Origin of the sequence: Caballeronia sp. PC1 (assembly GCF_021353155.1) — a bacterium.
GTDB classification, from domain to species: Bacteria; Pseudomonadota; Gammaproteobacteria; order Burkholderiales; family Burkholderiaceae; genus Caballeronia; species Caballeronia cordobensis.
The window spans coordinates 1,819,935-1,841,037 of sequence record NZ_JAJUBH010000001.1; the positions used below are offsets into that span (position 1 = coordinate 1,819,935).

Here is a 21,103-nt window from a genome sequence, read left to right on the forward strand (position 1 = left end):
GGCCCGCACGGTCACGCGCGGGCCGTTCACCTCAATCCCGCGCCATGCCCGATGCGCCGTGGCTCAGCCAGTCGAGCACCGCTGCGGCGTCATCGTCGCCGGATTGACGCGCCTTCGCGACCGCCTCGCTGATCTTCGCGCCCGGCTTCGGCGCCGCACGGCGGATCGCCACGCCGACCGCGAGGATATCGATGATCACGAGATGCAGAATGCGCGAGATCATCGAAAGCTGCGACTCGCGGATCTCGATGTGATCCGTCTCGAGCGCTACGGTCGCGCGCTTGGCAAGCGGCGTGTTGCTCGACGTGATCGCGATAACCGTCGCGCCCTGCTGCATCGCCACTTCGAGCACGCGCAGCAGTTCCGGCGCGCGCCCCGACTTCGACACCGCCACGATCACGTCGCCCTTGCCGAGCAGCGCGGCGGAGGCCGCCTGCATGTACAGGTCGCCGTAAGCGATCGTCGGGATGCCGAAGCGGAAGAACTTGTAATGCGCGTCCTGCGCGACGATGTTCGAATTGCCGAGTCCGTAAAACTCGATGCGCCGCGCGCCGTTGAGAATATCGATCGCGCGCTCGACGTTCTCGAAATTCAGATGCTCGCGCAACTGCAGGATCGCGGACACGGTGTTGTCCAGCACTTTCGCGCCGAAGTCGGTGGCCGTGTCGCCCAGATGCACCTGGCTGTGGCTCACCGGAATCGTGCCCGTCAGGCCGGTCGCGAGCTTCAGCTTGAAGTCGGACAAGCCCTGACAGCCGAGCGAGCGGCAAAAGCGGATCACGGTGGGCTGGCTCACGTCGGCCTTGCGCGCGATGTCGATGATCGGATCGTTGATGATCGAGCGCGGATGATTCAGCGCGAGATCCGCGACGCGCCGCTCGGCGGGCGTCAACGCGTCGCGCATCTGGCGAATTCGCTCGAACACCGCCGACGAGCCGCTGTTCGCGCGGTTCGACAACTGCTCCGACAGAATCGCGGAGACGCCGAGAAACGCCGGATATTCCGCCGTGATGATGTACGTCGGAATGCCCGACAAATACTGCTGAAAGCGCCCTTTCGCCTCGAAGCGCTCGCGAAACGGCGACTTGTGGAACAGCTCGCCGAGCTTGAGCACGATGCCGCCGCCGATATAAATGCCGCCCAGCGCGCCCAGCGTCACCGCGATATTGCCCGCGAACGTGCCGAGAATCGCGCAGAAGCAGTTCACGGTTTCGAGCGCGAGCGCTTCGCCTTGCAGTGCGCGGTGCGTCACGTCGGCGGCGGTGAAATCGTCCGCGACGGAGACTTTGTCGCGTTCCGCCAGGGCCCGGTAGATCAGCTCCAGCCCCTGCCCCGCGCATACGCGCTCGAACGAGACGTGCGGAAACTTGCGGCGCGCGAAGCGCATCACGAGGTCTTCGCGCTCGTCGAACGGCGAGAACGTGGCGTGACCGCCTTCGCTGCCGAGCGCGATCCAGCGGTCGTCGGCGGGAATGAGGCCCGAGACGCCCAGCCCCGTGCCCGGTCCGAGCAGGCCGATCACGCTGTTCTGCCGCCGCGCGCCGCCGCCGATCTGCTCGCGCTGCGCATCGGTCAGGCCGGGCAGCGCCATCGCGAGCGCGGTGAAATCATTGACGACGAGCAGCGTATCGAAGCCGAGCGCGCGGCGCGTCGCCTCGATCGAGAAGCTCCAGTCGTGATTGGTCATCTTCACGTGATCGCCGTCGACCGGATTGGCGATTGCGATCGCCGCGTGATTCACGCGCCCGACCTTGGTGTCCTTCAGATACTGCTGCATCACCTCCGCGATGCCGGGGTAGTCGGCGCCCGGATAGACACGGATCTGCCCGATCTCGCCGGGCGCCGTTTCCAGCGCGAAACGCGCGTTGGTGCCGCCGATGTCGGCGAGTAGCCTCGGTCCGTCGGCGTGCTGAGCCGCTGCCTTATGCACACCAGTAGACATCGAGCTTCACTCCTTGAGCGTGGGCCAGCGTCGAGATGGCGTTCTTCTGCGGCGCGGCGAGCGCCGCGTTCAGGACGTCGAGTTTCTTCTGCCCGGCGATGAACAGATACAACTGCCCGATCTGCTGCAACGCCGACATCGACAGGCTCACGCGCGCATGCGGCGCCGCGCCCGGATGCACGGCGACGAAGCGCTCAGGCGTCGAGATCGCGACATCCCATTCGGGCGCATCGGCGAAGATCGAGGCCGTGTGGCCGTCCTCGCCCATGCCGAGTACGGCGACATCCGGCAGACGGCGGCGGGGATCGGCGTTCAGTGCGGCGATGTGCGCGTCGAGCGGGCTGGCCGTATCGACGAGCGGCAGAAAATAGGCCGACGCGGCCGCGTTCTGGAGCAGCGTCTCGCGCGCGAAGGTCGCGTTGCTGGCCGGATCGGTTTCGGGCACCCAGCGGTCGTCGACGAGCGTCACGTCGATATGCGCCCAGTCGAGCGGCGCGCGCGAAAGCGTCTGCAAGAACGGCTTCGGGCTCGATCCGCCCGATACCGCGAGCGTGGCGTGAGCGGTTTGTCCCGTGGCGTCGGCCGAAGCCGCGCCCCTTGCCGCGAGGGTCGCCTTCAGCGCGTCGCCCACGGCTTTGGCGAGCGCGTCCGCGTGGGCCCGCGGATCGTCGAATGTACGAAGCTCGATCACTTGCTCCTCCTGCTTGTTCTGGTTTATCGATCCGCCATGGGTTCGCACCATCGCGACGATGGGCGAAGCGGAGTTCTGCATTCCCGTTCGGGCGGCGCCGGGCTCACGCCGTCAATTTTCCTCTTCGAGCCAGCACGTGCCCGCCTGCGCGAGCATCGCGCTCGACGCCGCCGGGCCCCACGTGCCGGCCGCGTACGGCTTCGGCCGCGTTGTCGACGACGCCCACGCGTTCAGAATCGGCTCAACCCAGCGCCATGCCGCTTCCTGCTCGTCGCGCCGCACGAACAACGCGAGCCGCCCGTTGATCACATCGAGCAGCAGGCGCTGATACGCCTCCATCTGTCCTTCCTTGAAGAACTGATCGAACGCGAGATCCAGATGCACGCTCGCGAGATTCATGCCCTCGCCGGGCTGCTTCGCCAGGCAATAGAGACGAATCGACTCGTTGGGCTGCAGCCGGATCACGAGCCGGTTCGCGCCCGCGCGCAACGGCATGGACCCGAGCGACGAGTGCGGCACCGCGCGGAAATTCACGACGATCTCCGCGACGCGATCCGCGAGCCGCTTGCCCGTGCGCAGGAAAAACGGCACGCCCGCCCAGCGCCAGTTCTCGATCTCGACCTTCAGCGCGACGAACGTCTCCGTGCCGCTATCGGGCCGCACGCCCTTCTCGGTCGCGTACGCCGGCACCTGCGTGCCGCGGATCACACCCGCATGATATTGCCCGCGCACCGCGACGCGGCTGATATCGCGTTCGTCGACGGGCTTGAGCGCGCGCAGCACGCGCAGCTTTTCGTCGCGCACGGAGTCGGAATCCATCGAGTGCGGCGGCTCCATCGTCACGATGGAGAGCAATTGCAGCAAATGGTTCTGCACCATGTCGCGCAGCGCGCCCGTATTGTCGTAGAAGTCGCCGCGCGCTTCCACGCCCAATTCTTCCGCGATCGTGATCTGGATGCTCTCGACCCATTCGCGCCGCCACAGCGGCTCGAAGAGCGCGTTGCCGAAACGCAGCGCGAGCAGGTTCTGCACCGGCTCCTTGCCGAGATAGTGATCGATCCGGTAGATCTGCTCTTCCTGGAAGATTTCGCCGACCGCGTCGTTGATCGCGTTCGACGACTTCAGGTCGTAGCCGAGCGGCTTCTCCAGCACGATGCGCGAATCCTGGTTCAGCCCGACATCGGCGAGCCCGCGGCAGATCGGCACGAAAAGCGACGGCCCCGTCGCGAGATAAAAGACGCGCGTGCCGCCGTGGCGGCCGAGCACGTCGCGCAACAGAACGAAGTCTTCCGCGCGGCCGAGGTCGAGCCCGACGTATTCGAAGCGCTCGACGAAGCTGCGCCACGCGGACTCGTCCACGCCGTGCTTCGACACGTGAGGCTTCACGTGATCTTCCACCCAGGCGCGGTATTCGGCTTGCTCCTTGGCTTCGCGCGCGACCGAGACGATCTTGCCCGACGGGTTGAGCATGCCCGCGCGATGCGCCTCGAAGAGCGCGGGAAGAATCTTGCGCATCGAGAGGTCGCCGGTGCCGCCGAAGAGTACGAAGGTGAAGTTCGAGTCGCTGTGCATGTGTCTGAACGTGGGTTCGAGAACCGGATGTGAGTCGAATCGGGGCGCGCTGCCCAAGAAGTCACCGGACGCCCGGCACGCGCCGTAGTCCGATAAAAATTTTTTTGACACTGAATTGTAGTTTAACTACAATCCAAATCAAGAGGAAATGTCGAACTCTGAAAAACGGCCCTTCGTCAACCGGATCAACCTGGGTGATTTGCGGTTTTTTGGATAGACGTTCTGAGCGCATGGTAATGGAGCCAGCGGCTCGCCGCTTTCCCCGGAAAGCGCGCGTGCCGGTTCCCATGCAATCGAGCCTCGCGCCTCGCCGTCGAGCGCGCCCTTTGTGGCGAAGCATGAACGGCCGGGCAAAAATCAAAAGAGGAGACAAGCCGTTGCGATTCAATTCACTCATCTCTTGAGCGCCGTGCGGCCGTACATCGGTCTGCCGGCCCGGCATGCCGCGCTCGCGTGACGTGCGCCTTGCCCGCTTCCCCGCCGACACCGCCGATTTCCGGCCATCCAGCTTTGCCGTTTTTTTGACCACCGCTTTTGACCACCGCTTCTTAGCCATGCTTCTGGCGGCATCGGGAGCCAATCGTTTCTTGATCAGGTGTCTGGAGGAGATTAACAATGAAAGTCCGTAAGCTCATGGGCGCGCTGTGCGCCGCAGGTCTTCTGTGCGGCGCGACGGCGTCGGCGGTTCAGGCTGCCGAAGCCGTTTCCGTGCTGCACTGGTGGACGTCCGGCGGCGAATCCAAGGCAGTCGGCGTGCTCAAGGACGACATGACGAAGCAGGGTTACACCTGGAAGGACTTCGCTGTCGCGGGCGGCGCGGGCGCGGCCGCCATGACCGCGCTGAAGACGCAGGTGATTTCGGGCAATGCGCCGTCGGCGGCGCAGATCAAGGGCCCGCTGATCCAGGAATGGGCCGAGCAAGGCGTGCTCGTGCCGATCGATTCCGTCGCCAGCGACTGGAAAAAGAACCTGCCGCCGGAAATCGACAAGATCATCCACGCCGACGGCCACTATGTCGCCGCGCCCTTCTCGGTGCATCGCGTGAACTGGCTGTACATCAACAAGGCCGCGCTGGATAAGGCCGGCGGCAAGGTGCCGGCCAACTGGAACGAGTTCTTCCAGGTCGCCGACAAGATGAAAGCCGCGGGCATCATGCCGATCGCGATGGGCGGCCAGCCGTGGCAGGACCTGACGCTGTGGGAAGACGTCGTGCTGTCGCAGGGCGCGGACTTCTACAAGAAGGCGATCGTCGATCTGGACCAGAAAACCCTGACCTCGGACAAGATGGTTCAGGTGTTCGACACGGTTCGCAAGATCCAGGGTTACTTCGACAGCGGCCGCACGGGCCGTGACTGGAACCTTGCAACGGCCATGGTCATCAACGGCAAGGCCGGCATGCAGTTCATGGGCGACTGGGCGAAGGGCGAATTCGCCGGCGCGAACAAGAAGGCGGGCACGGACTATATCTGCGCGCCGGTGCCGGGCACGGAAAAGGCCTACACCTTCAACGTCGATTCGTTCGTGTTCTTCCAGCAGAAGGGCCAGAAGGCCGCGACGCCGGGTCAGCTCGCGCTCGCGAAGACCATCATGACGCCGGAATTCCAGGAGCAGTTCAGCCTGAACAAAGGCTCGATCCCGGTGCGTCTGGGCGTGTCGATGGATAAATTCGACGACTGCGCGAAGAAGTCCTACGCTGATGAACAAACGGCGATCAAATCGGGCGGCTATGTTCCGTCGCTCGCGCACGGCATGGCGCAGGGCGATGCCGTCGCCGGCGCGATGACCGACGTCGTGACGAAGTTCATGAACTCGTCGCAGGATTCGAAGAGCGCGGTCGCAGCGCTCGCGAACGCCGCCAAGACGAAGTAACGCAGTGTCCGCCCGGCGCGTGCCGGGCGGAAAAACGAGACACCCAGGTAGCGTCGCGCCATTCAGCGCCAGCAGCCCTTTCGCCACAGACGCGCAAATCAGTGCACCTAAACGCACGAGACGCGCGGGCGCATCTTCCAGGAGTCGAGTCGTGACTGCCTCCATCACCGCGGACAAGAAACCGCAAAATCCGCCCCGTCGCGCTTCACCGACGGCGGCGCTCGCCGATCGCCTGATTCCGAAGCTGGTGCTCGCTCCCAGCGTCTTGATCGCGCTCGTCTTCGTGTATGGCTTCATCGCCATTACCGGGTATCTGTCGCTGTCGGAATCGCGGCTGATGCCGCGCTACGATTTCGCCGGCCTCGACCGATACCGGCAACTCTTCGCCAACGATGTCTGGTGGACTTCCGCCGCCAACCTCGGCTGGTTCGGCATTCCGTTCATCGGAATTTGCGTGTTCCTCGGCCTCTTCCTCGCGATCCTTCTGGACCAGAAGATCCGCAATGAAGGCGCGTTGCGCGCGATTTTTCTCTACCCGATGGCGCTCTCGTTCATCGTGACCGGCACCGCGTGGCAGTGGATTCTGAACCCGGGCCTCGGTCTGGAGAAAGTGTTTCACGACTGGGGCTGGACGAGCTTCTCGTTCAACTGGCTCGGCGACCCGGACAAGGCGATTTTCTGCGTCGTGATCGCGGCGGTCTGGCAATCGACCGGCTTCGTGATGGCGCTATTCCTCGCGGGCCTGCGCGGCGTCGATAGCGAAATCTTCAAGGCCGCGCAAGTCGATGGCGCGACCTTGCCGACCATCTACCGCAAGATCGTGATTCCGAGCATGCGCCCGGTGTTCTTCTCCGTGCTGCTGATTCTCTGCCACATCACGATCAAGACCTTCGACCTCGTGGTCGCGTTGACGGCGGGCGGTCCGGGCACGTCGTCGTCGCTGCCCGCCATCTTCATGTACACGTTCTCGTTCAACCGCGGACAGTTGGGCGTGGGCGCGGCGTCGTCGATGATGATGCTCGCCACCGTCGTCGCGGTGCTCGTGCCGCTCATGTATCTCGAATCGAGGAGCACGCGAAATGCAGCCTAAGATGACTTTGAGCCGCGCCGTCATCTACGCGGTGCTGATTCTGTTCGCGCTGTACTTCCTGTTCCCGATCTACGTGATGCTCTCGACGTCGTTCAAGGACCTCGATCAGCTTCGCACGGGCAACCTGCTGACGCCGCCGTCGCACTTCACGTTCGCGCCGTGGGTGAAGGCATGGCAGGAAGCGTGCACCGGCGTGCGCTGCGACGGCATGCAGCCGTTCTTCATGAACTCCGTGCGCATGGTGATTCCCGCCGTGCTGATCTCGTCGTTCGTCGGCGCGTTCAATGGCTATGTGCTCACGCACTGGCGCTTTCGCGGTGCGGACGCGTTCTTCACGATGCTGCTGGTCGGCTGCTTCATCCCCTTCCAGGCCATTCTTCTGCCGATGGCGCGCCTGCAGGGCTATCTCGGCCTGTCGAACACCACGACCGGCCTCGTGCTCGTGCACGTGATCTACGGCATCGCGTTCACCACGATGTTCTTCCGCAATTTCTACGTGAGCATTCCGGCTGAACTGGTGAAGGCGGCGCGTATCGACGGCGCGGGTTTCTTCACCATCTTCACGAAGATCCTGCTGCCCGTCTCGCTGCCGATTTTCATGGTGTGCCTGATCTGGCAATTCACGCAGATCTGGAACGACTTCCTGTTCGGGATCGTGTTTTCAGGCGTGGATTCGATGCCGATCACGGTCGCGCTGAACAACCTCGTGAACACATCGACGGGCGTGAAGGAATACAACGTGGACATGGCGGGCGCGATCATCGCCGCATTGCCGACGATTCTCGTCTACATGATCGCCGGACGTTATTTCGTGCGCGGGCTGACGGCCGGCGCGGTGAAGGGTTAATCGGACATCGTTCGACAGAGATATAGAGGATTCACATGGCAAGCCTTTCCATCCGTGACGTGTACAAGACCTACCCGAACGGGGTGCCGGTTCTCAAGGGCGTCAACATCGACATCGAGGACGGTCAGTTCCTGATCCTCGTCGGCGGCTCGGGCTGCGGCAAATCGACCTTGCTGAACATGATCGCCGGGCTCGAAACCGTGACCAAGGGCGACATCATGATCGACGGCAAGACGGTCAACGACCTCTCGCCGAAGGACCGCGATATCGCGATGGTGTTCCAGTCCTACGCGCTCTACCCTTCGATGAGCGTGCGCGACAACATCTCGTTCGGCCTCAACATCCGCAAGGTGCCGAAGGACGAGCAGAAGAAGATCGTCGATCGCGTGTCGGAGACGCTGCAGATCGGCCATCTGCTGGATCGCAAGCCGGGGCAGCTTTCCGGCGGCCAGCGTCAGCGCGTGGCGATGGGCCGGGCGCTCGCGCGCGATCCGGTGATGTTCCTGTTCGACGAGCCTTTGTCGAACCTCGATGCGAAGCTGCGCATCGAGATGCGTTCCGAAATCAAGCTGCTGCATCAGCGCCTGGGCACGACGATCGTCTACGTGACGCACGATCAGATCGAAGCGATGACGCTCGGCGACCGCATCGCGGTCATGAAGGACGGGATCGTGCAGCAGTTCGGCGCGCCGCAGGAGATTTACGATTCGCCGTCGAATCTGTTCGTGGCGGGCTTCATCGGCGCGCCACCGATGAACTTCATCACCGGCAAGCTGGTCGAGTCGGGCTCGGGCATCGGCTTGCAGCTCGATACGGGCGTCGCGCAGAAAGTGCTGAATCTGCCGTTCGATGCGTCGAAGCTGCGCGGCAAGATCGGGCAGGACGTGATTCTCGGCCTGCGTCCGGAACGCATCACCGATTCGCGTTCGGCGCACGATGTGTCCGATGCGAGCCTGCAACCGGTCGATGTGCGCGTCGACGTGATCGAGCCGACCGGCCCGGACACGCTCGTGTTCGCGCAGGTGAACGGCAAGCGCATCGTGTCGCGCGTGCATCCGGCGTCGAACCCGAAGCCGACGTCGGACATGACGCTGCTGTTCGATGTGTCGAAGGCGGTGCTGTTCGATCCGCAGACGGAGGAAAGGCTGGCTTGAGGTTGTTTTTTGGTTGACTCCGGACGCCACGGTCAGCCGTGGCGTTTTTCATTGCGGCGCCATTACAGGCACAATCCTCGTTCTGCATCTCGAACGACCAAAGCCGCATGACTCTCCTCTCCTCGCATCCCGAACTCGCGTGGCCCGCAGCGAGCGGCGCCGATCCCTTCATCGGCCTCGAATCCCTCGACGACGCCCGCGCGCAAGCCTGGGTCGACGCCCAGAACCGCCGCACCGAAGCCGCGTTCGGCACCACGCCCGAAGCGCGCTCGCTCGCCGGGAAGCTCGAAAAAGCGTACACATCGAAGGACCGCATCGTCGCCTGCTCCCGCTATGGCGACTGGGCCTACAACACATGGCAGGACGAGGCGCATCCGCTTGGCATCGTGCGGCGCACGCCGTGGGCGTCCTGGCTCGCCGGCGCGACCGAATGGGAAACGATCCTCGACGTCGACGCGCTCGATCTCAACACGCGCGCCGATGACGACACGCGCTGGGCGCTCGCCGATTTCGACATGCTCTACCCCGATTACGACCGGGCGCTCGTGAGCCTGTCGCCGGGCGGCTCGGATGCGGTGATCGTGCGCGAATTCGATATCGCATCGAAGGCCTTCGTCGCGGACGGCTTCGCGCTGCCCGATGTCGGCAAGCACGATATTTCGTGGATCGATCGCGATGCGGTCTATGTCGGCTGGGACGACAGCAAGACGAACCCGCGCCCCGCGCTGACGACCTCGGGCTTTCCGCGCCAGTCGCGTCGATGGAAGCGCGGCACGCCGCTTAGCAGTGCGCCCGTCGTGTTCGAAGGCGAGCGGCGCGACGTGTCGGCGGGCGTCGACTACGATCCGATCGAAAAGCTGCATCTCGCGTCGCGCGCCGTGACGTTTTACGACACGCTCAATTACTGGCTCGACGAAACCGCCAACGCATGGCGTCAGTACGATCTGCCCGCGCACGTGGAGATCGAGCACTGGAACGGCTGGCTCTTCGTTACGCCGCGCAAGTTCTGGAACGCGGGCGGCCGCCGCCATGCGCCCGGCACGCTCACGGTCATCCGGCGCGATGCGTTCCTCGCGGGCTCGCGCCATTTCACCACGCTGTTTGCGCCGTCCGAGCGGCTTGTGCTCGCGGGCATCGACTTCACGAAGCAATTCCTCATCGTCTCGCAGATGGACGACGGCACGCCGCGCGTCACGCTCATGCGCGCGCCATCGCAGGAAAACGGCGACTGGGAAGCGCGCGAATTCGCGCTGCCGGACGCGAGCCAGTCGTGGGTCGATTCGATCGACAGCGAGCGCGACGATACCGTGCTCATCCACGTCGAGCACTTTCTGACGCCGCCGTCGCTGCATCACGCCGATCTGTCGAGCGACGCGCCGTGGCAACTGCTCGCGCGCCTGCCCGCGCAGTTCGACGCGGCGGGTCTCACCGCCGTGCGCCGCCACGCGTTCGCGCCGGATGGCGAACGCATTCCATACTGGCTGATCGGCGAAGATGTCGAAACGGCGACGCATGCGCGCCCGTGCCTGCTTTACGGCTACGGCGGCTTCGAGGTCGCGCTCGATCCGCAGTACGACGCGACCACCGGCATCGCGTGGCTCGAGCGCGGCGGGCTCTACGCGGTCGCCAATATTCGCGGCGGCGGCGAGTTCGGGCCGGCGTGGCATCAGGCGGCGTTGCGCGAGCATCGTCAGATTGCGTTCGACGATTTCATCGCGGTCGCGCAGGCGCTCGTCGATACCGGCGTCACCACGGCGAAGCAACTCGCGATTCGCGGCGGCAGCAACGGCGGCCTGCTCACGGGCGCATGCATGGTGCAGCGGCCCGACTTGTTCGGCGCGGTGCTCGCCGAAGTGCCGCTCTTCGATATGGCGCGCTTTCACTTGCTGCTGCAAGGCGCATCGTGGATCGATGAATACGGCGATCCGGACGACGCCGACGATCTGCGTCATCTGCTGGCGTATTCGCCGTATCAGAATGTGAAGGCGAAGGTGGCGTATCCGCCGGCGCTCTTCACGTCATCGACGAGCGACGACCGCGTGCATCCCGGCCACGCGCGCAAGATGACCGCGAAGATGCAGGCGCAAGGCCACGAGGCGGTCTGGTATCAGGAAACCGGCGAAGGCGGACACGGCGCGGGCGTGGAGCCGGAAGCAGTCGCGCAGGCGGAAGCGGCGGCCTTCACGTTCCTCGCGGCGACCATAGGCCCGCTCGGTTGATTCTGTCATTCGCGCGGCGAAACAGAGCATTTCCCGGAAAAGACAGGGGTCCGGTCTCGATTCAAATTCCGTCGATACAGCGGCGCGTTGCCGCCGCATATAGTGACGACATACCGAATCGACCCGGACTGATCAGAAGCGCCTTTGACCAGACACCTGACCGTCCATTCCAAGGAACATGCCTATCGCCACTGAAACCGAACCGGCCCGAAAGCACCTTTGACCAGACGCGAGGGACCAGCAAAAAATCGACGCTCGACCCGGAATGCACCTTTGACCAGGCACCACCGATCACGAGTTTCAAACAAGTTCGACCTTTTGGCCTCGCCTCCGCGCGAGGCTTTTTTTCGTCGCGAGCCGATGAGAGAAAGAGCGCCCCGCAGCCGCGCTCACACCTTCACCGGCGCCGCATGCGAGCGCAGCACCAGCGTGCGCCCGGCGAACGTCAGCACGCCGCACACGCCGATCACCACGCCCATGCCGTGCGGCGAGACATCGTGAAAGAGCCCGATCGCGACGCTCGCGAGCGCGCCGAGCGCAAGCTGCATCGCGCCGAACACGGCGGCGGCCGCGCCCGCGTTCCTCGGATAGCGATGCATCAGTTCCGTCGTGCAGTTCGCCGAAAGCAGACCGACCACGCCGACAACGAAAAAGAGCGTCGCGACGATCGACCACAGACCGCCCCAGCCGGTCAGCGAAACGAGCGCGACCGCGAGCGCCGCCGCGACGCTCACGAACGACGCGGCCGAGATCATCTTCATCGCGCCGACGCGCCCGACGAACCGCGTGTTCAGCACATTCCCCGCGATGATGCCGACGATGTTCAGCCCGAACAGCAGCCCGTAGTACTGCGGCTTGACGTGGAAGTAATCGATATAGACGAACGGCGTCGCGGTGATATACGCGAACATCGACGCGAACGCCATGCCGCCGCACATCATGTGGCCCCAGGTGACGGGATCGGTCAGCAAATGCCCGTAGGCCGCGAACGATTTGCCCACCGCCGCGCTCGCGCGCTTCTCTTTCGGCCACGTCTCGGGCACGCGCAGAAAGGCGGTCACGGCGCAGGTCACGCCGAAGAGCGTCAGCGCGACGAACACCACGCGCCAGCCGCCCAGCAGCAGAAGCTGCCCGCCGATGAGTGGCGCGAGCAACGGTCCGATCGACGTGACGATGGAAAGCATCGACAGCACGCGGGCGGCGTCGCCCGGCTCGTGAGCGTCGCGGGCGATCGCGCGCGCCAGCACCGAGGCCGCGCCCGCGCCGAGCGCCTGCAGGAAGCGCACGAGGACAAGCGCGTCGATGGACAACGCCACCGCGCAGCCGATGCTCGCGAGCGCGTACAACGCGATGCCGCCAAGCAACACGGGCCGCCGGCCGTAGGCGTCGGAGAGCGGGCCGTAGAGCAGCATGCCGAACGAGAAGCCGAACATGAAGCTCGTGAGCGTGCTTTGCGCGGCGGCCGGGCTCGTGCCGAACGATGCGGCGAGCGCCGGCAGGCTCGGCAGATACATGTCGATCGACAGCGGGCCGCACGCGGCAAGCGCGCCGAGCAACAGGATCAGACGGGCATCGGGCCGGCGCCGGGGGGTGTCGGACATGGGTTCGCGGGAGGGGGAAGTGTCGAGGTCACGCAGCCTTTCGGCAGCGTAAGGAGCAATCATTGTACGCGACGCCTCGTCGCGATCCGGCCCTGTGCGGCGCGTTGCGCTAAGCTCTTCGCTCTTCTTCACCGTCTCATCGAACCGATGACCGCCTTTCTGCTGATCTGGAGCCCCAAAAAGTGGCCGTGGCCCGAGTTGCCCGATTTCGCGCGGCGCGTCGCGGCGGGCGAAGCGGTCGCCGACGTCTGGGGCTGCGGCACCGCGCGCGGGCTGATGCCGGGCGACCGCGTGTTCGTGCATCGCGTGTCGCAGGAACCGAAGGGCGTGTTCGCGTCGGGCTGGGTGACGCGCGCGCCCTACGAAGTGCCCGATGCCGGCAGCAAACGCGGCTATCGGCTGTGCATCGATTTCGTGTACGACTTTCTGGCCGATGCGCACGAAAAAGTCGTCGTCACGCGCGACGAACTGCGGGCGCATCCGTTCTCGGTGCAGACATGGGACGCGCAAATGTCCGGCACGCTCATCAAGCCGATGGCCGAAGGCGCGCTGGAAAAGCTCTGGACCGAACGCACCGGGCGGCGGCCATCGCGGGCCTAGACGCCTGAAACGACACGGCCCGTTCGCATCGACTCCGGTACAATTTCAGCATCGTTTTCGCGTCGGCCCGCGCGCCTTGCGCGCTGCGTTCCTCGCCGCTTTCGCGTCCGGCCGCCTCCCGCGACTCCCGCATCCACTTTCAGCGCAGGCTTTCTCCATGTCCAAGAATCAAGCTCTCTTCGAACGCGCCCAGCGAACCATTCCCGGCGGCGTGAACTCGCCGGTGCGGGCGTTCCGCTCGGTCGGCGGCACGCCGCGTTTCATCGAGCGCGCGGAGGGACCGTACTTTTGGGACGCCGAGGGCAAGCGCTACATCGACTATATCGGCTCGTGGGGCCCGATGATCCTCGGCCACGTGCATCCCGAAGTGCTCGACGCCGTTCAGCGCGTGCTCGCGAACGGCTTCTCGTTCGGCGCGCCGACCGAAGCCGAAATCGAAATCGCCGAGGAAATCTGCAAGCTCGTGCCGTCGATCGAACAGGTGCGCATGGTGTCGTCCGGCACCGAAGCGACCATGAGCGCGCTGCGTCTCGCGCGCGGCTTCACCAACCGCAGCCGCATCGTCAAGTTCGAGGGCTGTTATCACGGCCACGCGGACAGCCTGCTCGTGAAGGCCGGCTCCGGCCTGCTCACGTTCGGCAACCCGACTTCCGCCGGCGTGCCCGCCGATATCGCAAAGCACACGACCGTGCTCGAATACAACAACGTCGAGCAACTGAACGAAGCGTTCGCGGCGTTCGGCGCGGAAATCGCCTCGGTGATCGTCGAGCCGGTCGCGGGCAACATGAACCTCGTGCGCGCGACGCCCGAGTTCCTGAATGCGCTGCGCGAGCGCTGCAACGAGTACGGCGCGGTCCTGATTTTCGACGAAGTGATGTGCGGCTTTCGCGTCGCGCTCGGTGGCGCGCAGCAGGTCTACGGCATCAAGCCGGATCTCACCTGCCTCGGCAAGGTCATCGGCGGCGGCATGCCGGCGGCGGCCTTCGGCGGACGGCGCGACATCATGGCGCATCTCGCGCCGCTCGGCGGCGTCTATCAGGCGGGCACGCTGTCGGGCAATCCGATCGCGGTGGCCGCGGGTTTCAAGACGCTGCAACTGATCCAGCGCCCCGGCTTCTACGACGATCTGGCCAAGCAAACGCGCAAGCTCGTCGATGGCCTCGCGAACGCGGCCCGCGACGCCAAAGTGCCCTTCTCCGCCGATTCCATCGGCGGCATGTTCGGCCTCTACTTCATGAACGACGTGCCGGGCAGCTTCGCGCAGATCCAGCAAGGCGACACGAAGCGCTTCAACGCGTTCTTCCACGCGATGCTCGACGCCGGCGTGTACTTCGCGCCGTCCGCGTTCGAAGCGGGCTTCGTGTCGAGCGCGCACGACGACGCCGTCATCGACGCGACCCTCGACGCGGCGCGCGGAGCATTCGCGTCGCTCGCGGCCTGACGCTTTCCGGGCCGCGCCGATGTTCTCGCAAACCGACTTCACCCATATGGAGCGCGCGCTCGCGCTCGCCTCGAAGGGCATGTACACGACGACGCCGAATCCGCGCGTCGGTTGCGTGCTCGTCAAGAACGGCGAAGTGATCGGCATGGGCTTTACGCAGCCGGCCGGTCAGGATCATGCCGAAGTACAGGCGCTGAAAGACGCCCGTTCGCGCGGCAAGGACCCGCGCGGCGCGACGGCGTATGTGTCGCTCGAACCGTGCAGCCACTTCGGGCGCACGCCGCCGTGCACGCATGCGCTGATCGATGCGCGCGTCGAGAAAGTGATCGCCGCGATGGAAGATCCGAATCCGGCCGTGTCGGGCCGCGGTCTCGCGATGCTGCGCGACGCGGGCATCGACGTTCGCTGCGGCCTGCTCGCGAACGAGGCGCAGGAAATGAACATCGGCTTCGTGTCGCGCATGACGCGCCGCCGCCCGTGGGTGCGCATGAAGGTCGCGGCGACGCTGGACGGCCGCACCGGCCTGCCTTCGGGCGAAAGCCAGTGGATCACGGGCGAAGACGCGCGCGCCGACGGCCACGCGTGGCGCGCCCGCGCCTGCGCGATCCTGACGGGCATCGGCACGGTGCGCGAGGACGATCCGCAACTGACCGTGCGCGCGGTGGACACGCCGCGTCAGCCGCAGCGCGTGTTGATCGACAGCCGTCTGGACGTGCCGCTCCACGCGCGCATCCTCGACGGTGCGCCGCCGTGGATTTTCCATGCCGCCGACGCTGAACCCGCGCGCATCGACGCGCTGCGCGAAAAAGGCGCTGAGCCGATCGAGCTTTCGAACGAGCACGGCAAGGTCGATCTGCCCGCCATGCTCACGGCGCTCGCGGATCGCGGCATCAACGAATTGCACGTCGAAGCGGGCCACAAGCTGAACGGCTCGCTGTTGCGCGAGGGCTGCGTCGACGAACTGCTGGTCTATCTTGCGCCGAGCCTGCTCGGCAGCGCGCCCGGCATGTTCGACTTCGCGCCGCCCGAGACGCTCGATGCGCGGCCGCATCTGAAGTTTCATCGTATCGACCGGCTCGGCGACGATCTGCGCATTCTCGCGCGCTTCGCAGAGGCGAACGTCGCGAACTGATTACCCCCGATTCAAGGAAGCTAGCCGATGTTTACAGGAATTGTCGCGGCGGTAGGCCGCATCGAAAAAGTCACGCCGCTCGGCGCGGAGGAAGCGGGCGTTCGTCTGACGGTAGCGGCGGGCGGCCTCGATCTCGCCGACGTCGAGCTCGGCGACAGCATCGCCATTCAGGGCGCGTGCATGACGGTGATCCAGAAATCCGCCGACGCCTTCGACGTCGAGGTGTCGCGCGAAAGCCTGAACAAGACCGTCGGTCTCGGCGATGCGGGCGCCAAGGTGAATCTGGAAAAGGCCTTGCGCGCGCACGACCGACTGGGCGGGCATCTCGTGTCCGGTCACGTGGATGGGCTCGGCGTCGTGTCGAAATTCGAGCCGGTCGGCGAGTCGCACGAGTTGCGCATCGTCGCGCCGAAGGAGATCGGCAAGTATCTGGCCTACAAGGGCTCGGTGACGGTGAACGGCGTGAGTCTCACGGTGAACTCGGTCAGCGACCGCGCCGATGGCTGCGAATTCTCCATCAACCTGATTCCGCATACCGTCGAAGTGACGACGCTCAACGCCCTGTCGAAAGGCGCGAAGGTCAATCTGGAGATCGATCTGATCGCGCGGTATGTCGAGCGGATGATGAGCGCGGGGTAACGAGGTTGCTGCCGATGCGATGTCAGCGCTCGGCTCCCCACAAGTATTCGAAGTCGAACGACACTTCCTTGCTGTGACGGATCGACACGAGATAGATCGTGTCGTCCGTCAGCAGATAAAGCAGCACATAGTCGTCGAAAATATACTCGCGCAGCTCCGGCGCGCTGCTCGCAACGACCGTGGCCTCGACGACCTGCTCGTACGCCTGCAGCGCATGAACCGTGTCCGGGTTCGTATTCAGCACGCGCCGGCCGATTGCGGGAAACCTGCGCAACAGCGGCAGCGCCCGGTCGTGAAGCGATTCGACCAGCAGATCGAAGGCCTGCAGACGGCCGGTTCGATCGTAGTGCCGCTCGATATCCGTGAGCCGCGTGTCGAAACAGCCCATGATGCGCACGGAAAAGCGCTTGCGTTCATCATTCACGGTCCGCGCCTCCGCCTTCTTCACGCCCTGCCTTCAAACGCGCCCTCAGGCGTTTGAAATAGTCGTCGGCATCTTCGTGTCGCCCGGTCTTGAGATCGTCCAGGCCTGCGAGGGCATCCTGCAGCAGCAACATGTGGATTCGATTGCGTTCCATTCGGTAGTACATCTCGAGCTTCTCCGTGCTGATCAGCGCGGCGCAGCTCTCTCCATTTTTCGTGATGATTTTTTCAGTCCCGCCGCGCACCTCGTCGACGAGTTCGGAGAGATTGGCGCGCGCCTGCGACAGCGGGATGATGTCCTTTGCGGTGTAAGCCATGGCCGGCTCCATTCGATTTAATGTACTGAGCATTGTACAAAATTCGCACCTGTTTGAATTGAGATGACGCCAGTGTCGCAGTACCGCCGCTACAGCGCCATTCGTCCGAATGGGTTAGGAAAAGTCCACTGGAGAAACGCCGCCGATTTCAACGACTGTCCATCGGCCGTGGCGTAAAATACGCGCTTTCCCCAAACCGGACCCGCACGGGACGTCATCATGTCGCTCGCCTCCACTCCTGAGATCATCGCTGAACTGAAAGCCGGCCGGATGGTGATCCTCGTCGACGAAGAAGACCGCGAGAATGAAGGCGATCTCGTCATCGCCGCCGAATTCGTCACGCCCGAAGCCATCAACTTCATGGCGAAGCACGGCCGCGGCCTCGTCTGCCTCACGCTCACGCAGGAACGCTGCAGGCAGTTGAACCTGCCGCTCATGACGCATCGCAACGGCACGCAGTACGGCACGGCGTTCACGGTGAGCATCGAGGCGGCCGAAGGCGTGACGACCGGCATTTCCGCCGCCGATCGCGCGAAAACCATCGCTGCCGCGGTCGCGCACGACGCGCGCGCCGAACACATCGTGCAGCCCGGCCACGTGTTCCCGATCATGGCGCAGCCGGGCGGCGTGCTCGTGCGCGCGGGCCACACCGAAGCGGGCTGCGATTTCACCGCGCTCGCCGGGCTCACGCCCGCCGCGGTGATCTGCGAGATCATCAAGGACGACGGCGAAATGGCGCGCCTGCCGGATCTCATCGAATTCAGTCAGCAGCACGGCATCAAGATCGGCACGATCGCCGACTTGATCCATTACCGCAGCCGCACCGAATCGATCATCGAAAAAGTCTGCGAGCGGACGATGCAGACCGCGCACGGCCCGTTTCGCGCGGTGCTGTATCGCGACGAGCCGACGCGCTCGCCGCACATCGCGCTCGTGCGCGGCACGCCGCGCCCCGACCGCGAAACGCCGGTGCGGGTGCACGAACCGCTGTCGGTGCTCGACCTGCTCGAAATCGATTCCTCGACCCATTCGTGGACCGTCGACGCCGCGATGAAGGAAATCGCCGCGCGCGATCTCGGCGCAATCGTCATGCTCAACTGCGGCGACACGAAGGAACATCTCATCGATGTGTTCCGCGCCTTCGAACAGCAGGACAAGGCGGCCGAACTGAAGCGCCGGCCGATCGACTTCAAGACTTACGGCATCGGCGCGCAGATTCTGCGCGATCTGGGTGTCGGCAAAATGCAGGTGCTCGCGAATCCGCGCAAGCTCGGCAGCATGTCGGGCTACGGGCTCGAAGTGACGGGCTTCGTGCCGATGCCCGGCTGCCCCGCGACGGCCGCGCCCGTCGATACGGGCAATCTGAGCATTACGCAGCTTCGCTCGGCCTGACGCAAAACTATCTGAACCAACGGAAAAAACATTCATGGAAATCGGACAATATCAGCCGAACCTCGACGGCGACGGCCTGCGCATCGGCATCGTGCAGTCGCGCTTCAACGAACCGGTGTGCAACGGCCTCGCCGATGCGTGCATCGAGGAACTGGAACGCCTCGGCGTGATCGGCCAGGACGTGCTGCTCGTCACCGTGCCCGGCGCGCTGGAAATTCCGCTCGCGCTGCAAAAGCTCGCCGAATCCGGCCAGTTCGACGCGCTCATCGCGCTTGGCGCCGTCGTGCGCGGCGAGACGTATCACTTCGAACTCGTGTCGAACGAAAGCGGCTCGGGCATCTCGCGCATCGCGCTCGACTTCGGCATTCCGGTGGCCAACGCCGTGCTGACGACCGAGAACGACGAGCAGGCCGTCGCGCGCATGACCGAAAAGGGCCGCGACGCCGCACGCGTGGCGGTCGAAATGGCGAATCTGTCCGTCGCGCTCGAACAGCTCGACGGCGATGAAGAAGACGAAGAAGAAGACGAGGACCGCGCATGAAGAGCGCTCGACGCCGTTCGCGCGAACTCGCGACGCAAGGGCTTTATCAATGGCTGCTGTCGGGTGCGCCCGCCGGCGAAATCGACGCGCAGTTGCGCAGCGCGCAGGGCTTCGACAAGGCCGACCAGGCGCATCTCGATGCGATCCTGCATGGCGTGATCAAGGAATCCGACGCCTTGTCCGAGCAGTTGCAGCCGTGTCTGGACCGACCGATCGAGCAGTTGTCGCCGGTCGAGCGCGCCGTGCTGCTCGTCGCCGCCTTCGAATTCAAGCATCACATCGACGTGCCGTATCGCGTCGTCATCAATGAAGCGGTCGAACTGACGAAGACCTTCGGCGGCTCGGATGGCTACAAATACGTGAACGGCGTGCTGGACAAGCTCGCCGTTGTGATGCGCCCCGCCGAAGCGCAGGCACGCGGGCGCGGCGCGTGATGAGCGAGAGCGCCGAACCGCTCGTCAGGCTCGCGTCGCGCGTCGGCGCGATCGAGCCTTTCTACGTGATGGAGCTGATGAAAGAGGCTCAGGCGCTCGAACGCGCGGGCCGCGACGTCATCCACATGAGCATCGGCGAGCCGGATTTCACCGCGCCCGAGCCCGTCACCCGAGCCGCCGCCGACGCATTGAAGCGCGGCGTCACGCAGTACACCAACGCGCTCGGCATTCACGCGTTGCGCGAGGCGATCGCGGGGCATTATCGCGATACGTTCGGCCTCACGGTCGATCCGGAGCGCATCGTCGTGACGGCGGGCGCGTCGGCGGCGCTCTTGCTCGCGTGCATGGCGCTCGTCGATAACGGCGACGAAGTGTTGATGCCCGACCCGTGCTATCCGTGCAACCGGCATTTCGTGTCGGCGGCGGATGGCAAGCCGGTGCTCGTCGCAAGCGGCCCGGCCGAGCGTTTTCAACTCACGGCCGAGCACGTCGAGGAACACTGGAACGACAAGACGCGCGGGGTGCTGCTCGCGTCGCCGTCGAACCCGACGGGAACGTCGATCGAGCCGGACGAGTTGCGGCGCATCGTCGAGACGGTGCGCGCGCGCGGCGGCTTCACGATCGTCGACGAGATCTATCAGGGCTTGAGCTACGACGCGAAGCCTGTCTCCGCCCTCTCCTTCGGCGACGACGTGGTGACGGTCAACAGCTTCTCGAAGTATTTCAACATGACCGGCTGGCGGCTCGGCTGGCTCGTCGTGCCGCACGCGATGGTGAGCGCGGTCGAGAAGCTGTCGCAGAATCTGTTCATCTGCGCGTCGGCGCTCGCACAGCATGCGGCACTCGCGTGTTTCGAGCCGGAAACCATCGCGATCTACGAAGCGCGCCGGCTCGAATTCAAGCGGCGGCGCGATTACATCGTGCCGGCGCTGCGCTCGCTCGGTTTTGGCGTGCCGGTCGTGCCCGATGGCGCGTTCTACGTCTACGCCGACACGACCACCGTCCACCACGCCGCCGCCGGCAACAGCGACGCGCTCACGCACTCGATGCTCCATGACGCGGGCGTCGTGCTCGTGCCCGGCATGGACTTCGGCTTTCACGCGCCGCAGCGCTATATCCGTGTTTCGTATGCCACCGCGTACGCGAAGCTGGAAGAAGCGGTCGATCGGCTCGGCACCCTGTTCCGCCGATGACATGAA

At 64.8% G+C, this 21,103-nt stretch carries 20 protein-coding genes; 13 read left to right on the top strand and 7 right to left on the bottom strand.

The genetic code is table 11. The annotated features are described in order from the left end of the window. Positions 1–31 precede the first annotated feature (31 nt). From LY284_RS08790 to LY284_RS08805, 4 genes are all read right to left on the bottom strand, one after another. Positions 32–1,942: a bifunctional transcriptional regulator/glucokinase gene (locus tag LY284_RS08790; protein WP_014190795.1), complete on the bottom strand. Its 1,911-nt coding sequence runs from the start codon at positions 1,940–1,942 to the stop codon at positions 32–34. Next, positions 1,923–2,633, bottom strand: a complete 711-nt coding sequence (gene pgl, locus LY284_RS08795) for a 6-phosphogluconolactonase (RefSeq protein ID WP_014190794.1) — start codon at positions 2,631–2,633, stop codon at positions 1,923–1,925. The genes LY284_RS08790 and pgl overlap by 20 nt, the downstream gene beginning before the upstream one ends. A gap of 111 nt (positions 2,634–2,744) precedes the next feature. Then, positions 2,745–4,205, bottom strand: coding sequence for a glucose-6-phosphate dehydrogenase (gene zwf / locus LY284_RS08800; protein WP_014190793.1), 1,461 nt, complete (start codon positions 4,203–4,205; stop codon positions 2,745–2,747). Positions 4,206–4,266: 61 nt separating this feature from the next. Then, on the bottom strand, positions 4,267–4,761 hold the full coding sequence (locus LY284_RS08805; RefSeq protein ID WP_148276039.1) for a hypothetical protein: 495 nt from the start codon (positions 4,759–4,761) through the stop codon (positions 4,267–4,269). 59 nt (positions 4,762–4,820) lie between these two features. Here LY284_RS08805 and LY284_RS08810 point away from each other — a divergent pair, with 59 nt between their 5' ends. The 5 genes from LY284_RS08810 (at position 4,821) to LY284_RS08830 (ending at position 11,384) form a co-directional block, all read left to right on the top strand. Then, a complete protein-coding gene (locus tag LY284_RS08810) occupies positions 4,821–6,074 on the top strand; it encodes an ABC transporter substrate-binding protein (RefSeq protein WP_233385827.1) in 1,254 nt (417 codons plus the stop codon). 151 nt (positions 6,075–6,225) lie between these two features. Next, positions 6,226–7,164, top strand: coding sequence for a carbohydrate ABC transporter permease (locus LY284_RS08815; RefSeq protein ID WP_014190791.1), 939 nt, complete (start codon positions 6,226–6,228; stop codon positions 7,162–7,164). Continuing rightward, positions 7,154–8,011, top strand: coding sequence for a carbohydrate ABC transporter permease (locus LY284_RS08820; protein WP_041730209.1), 858 nt, complete (start codon positions 7,154–7,156; stop codon positions 8,009–8,011). Before LY284_RS08815 ends, LY284_RS08820 begins: the two co-directional genes overlap by 11 nt. A 35-nt stretch (positions 8,012–8,046) precedes the next feature. Beyond that, positions 8,047–9,165: an ABC transporter ATP-binding protein gene (locus LY284_RS08825; protein ID WP_014190789.1), complete on the top strand. Its 1,119-nt coding sequence runs from the start codon at positions 8,047–8,049 to the stop codon at positions 9,163–9,165. Between the two features lie 107 nt (positions 9,166–9,272). Next, entirely contained in the window at positions 9,273–11,384 is a 2,112-nt protein-coding gene (locus LY284_RS08830; RefSeq protein ID WP_014190788.1) for a prolyl oligopeptidase family protein, read from the top strand. 389 nt (positions 11,385–11,773) lie between these two features. On the opposite strand, the gene LY284_RS08835 is transcribed toward LY284_RS08830, so the two are convergent. Next, the gene (locus tag LY284_RS08835) at positions 11,774–12,985 is read right to left on the bottom strand and encodes a Bcr/CflA family multidrug efflux MFS transporter (RefSeq protein ID WP_014190787.1); all 1,212 of its coding nucleotides are present in this window, start codon (positions 12,983–12,985) and stop codon (positions 11,774–11,776) included. A 147-nt stretch (positions 12,986–13,132) separates the two neighbouring features. Here LY284_RS08835 and LY284_RS08840 point away from each other — a divergent pair, with 147 nt between their 5' ends. From LY284_RS08840 to LY284_RS08855, 4 genes are all read left to right on the top strand, one after another. Beyond that, on the top strand, positions 13,133–13,585 hold the full coding sequence (locus LY284_RS08840; protein ID WP_014190786.1) for a hypothetical protein: 453 nt from the start codon (positions 13,133–13,135) through the stop codon (positions 13,583–13,585). 157 nt (positions 13,586–13,742) lie between these two features. After that, entirely contained in the window at positions 13,743–15,026 is a 1,284-nt protein-coding gene (gene hemL, locus LY284_RS08845; protein WP_014190785.1) for a glutamate-1-semialdehyde 2,1-aminomutase, read from the top strand. A 19-nt stretch (positions 15,027–15,045) separates the two neighbouring features. Continuing rightward, positions 15,046–16,158, top strand: a complete 1,113-nt coding sequence (gene ribD, locus LY284_RS08850) for a bifunctional diaminohydroxyphosphoribosylaminopyrimidine deaminase/5-amino-6-(5-phosphoribosylamino)uracil reductase RibD (RefSeq protein WP_014190784.1) — start codon at positions 15,046–15,048, stop codon at positions 16,156–16,158. Between the two features lie 27 nt (positions 16,159–16,185). Continuing rightward, positions 16,186–16,797 (top strand): riboflavin synthase, encoded by a 612-nt coding sequence (locus tag LY284_RS08855; protein ID WP_014190783.1) that lies wholly within the window; start codon positions 16,186–16,188, stop codon positions 16,795–16,797. A 22-nt stretch (positions 16,798–16,819) separates the two neighbouring features. Here the strand turns inward: LY284_RS08855 and LY284_RS08860 are convergent, their stop codons facing one another. Together LY284_RS08860 and LY284_RS08865 are read right to left on the bottom strand one after the other, a co-directional pair. Then, positions 16,820–17,221: a type II toxin-antitoxin system RelE/ParE family toxin gene (locus tag LY284_RS08860; protein ID WP_014190782.1), complete on the bottom strand. Its 402-nt coding sequence runs from the start codon at positions 17,219–17,221 to the stop codon at positions 16,820–16,822. Beyond that, positions 17,214–17,537 (bottom strand): type II toxin-antitoxin system Phd/YefM family antitoxin, encoded by a 324-nt coding sequence (locus LY284_RS08865; protein ID WP_041730207.1) that lies wholly within the window; start codon positions 17,535–17,537, stop codon positions 17,214–17,216. The genes LY284_RS08860 and LY284_RS08865 overlap by 8 nt, the downstream gene beginning before the upstream one ends. 219 nt (positions 17,538–17,756) lie before the next feature. Between LY284_RS08865 and ribBA the strand changes: the two genes are divergently transcribed. The 4 genes from ribBA to LY284_RS08885 are packed head-to-tail and all read left to right on the top strand — an operon-like array spanning position 17,757 to position 21,097. Next, entirely contained in the window at positions 17,757–18,929 is a 1,173-nt protein-coding gene (gene ribBA, locus LY284_RS08870; protein WP_014190780.1) for a bifunctional 3,4-dihydroxy-2-butanone-4-phosphate synthase/GTP cyclohydrolase II, read from the top strand. Between the two features lie 34 nt (positions 18,930–18,963). Then, positions 18,964–19,470 carry a 6,7-dimethyl-8-ribityllumazine synthase gene (gene ribH / locus LY284_RS08875; RefSeq protein WP_014190779.1) on the top strand — a complete coding sequence of 169 codons (507 nt, stop codon included), beginning with the start codon at positions 18,964–18,966 and terminating at the stop codon, positions 19,468–19,470. Further along, positions 19,467–19,904 carry a transcription antitermination factor NusB gene (gene nusB, locus LY284_RS08880; RefSeq protein WP_014190778.1) on the top strand — a complete coding sequence of 146 codons (438 nt, stop codon included), beginning with the start codon at positions 19,467–19,469 and terminating at the stop codon, positions 19,902–19,904. Before ribH ends, nusB begins: the two co-directional genes overlap by 4 nt. Then, complete coding sequence (locus LY284_RS08885; RefSeq protein ID WP_014190777.1) at positions 19,904–21,097, top strand: pyridoxal phosphate-dependent aminotransferase; 1,194 nt, start codon at positions 19,904–19,906, stop codon at positions 21,095–21,097. Before nusB ends, LY284_RS08885 begins: the two co-directional genes overlap by 1 nt. The last annotated feature ends 6 nt before the right edge of the window (positions 21,098–21,103 follow it).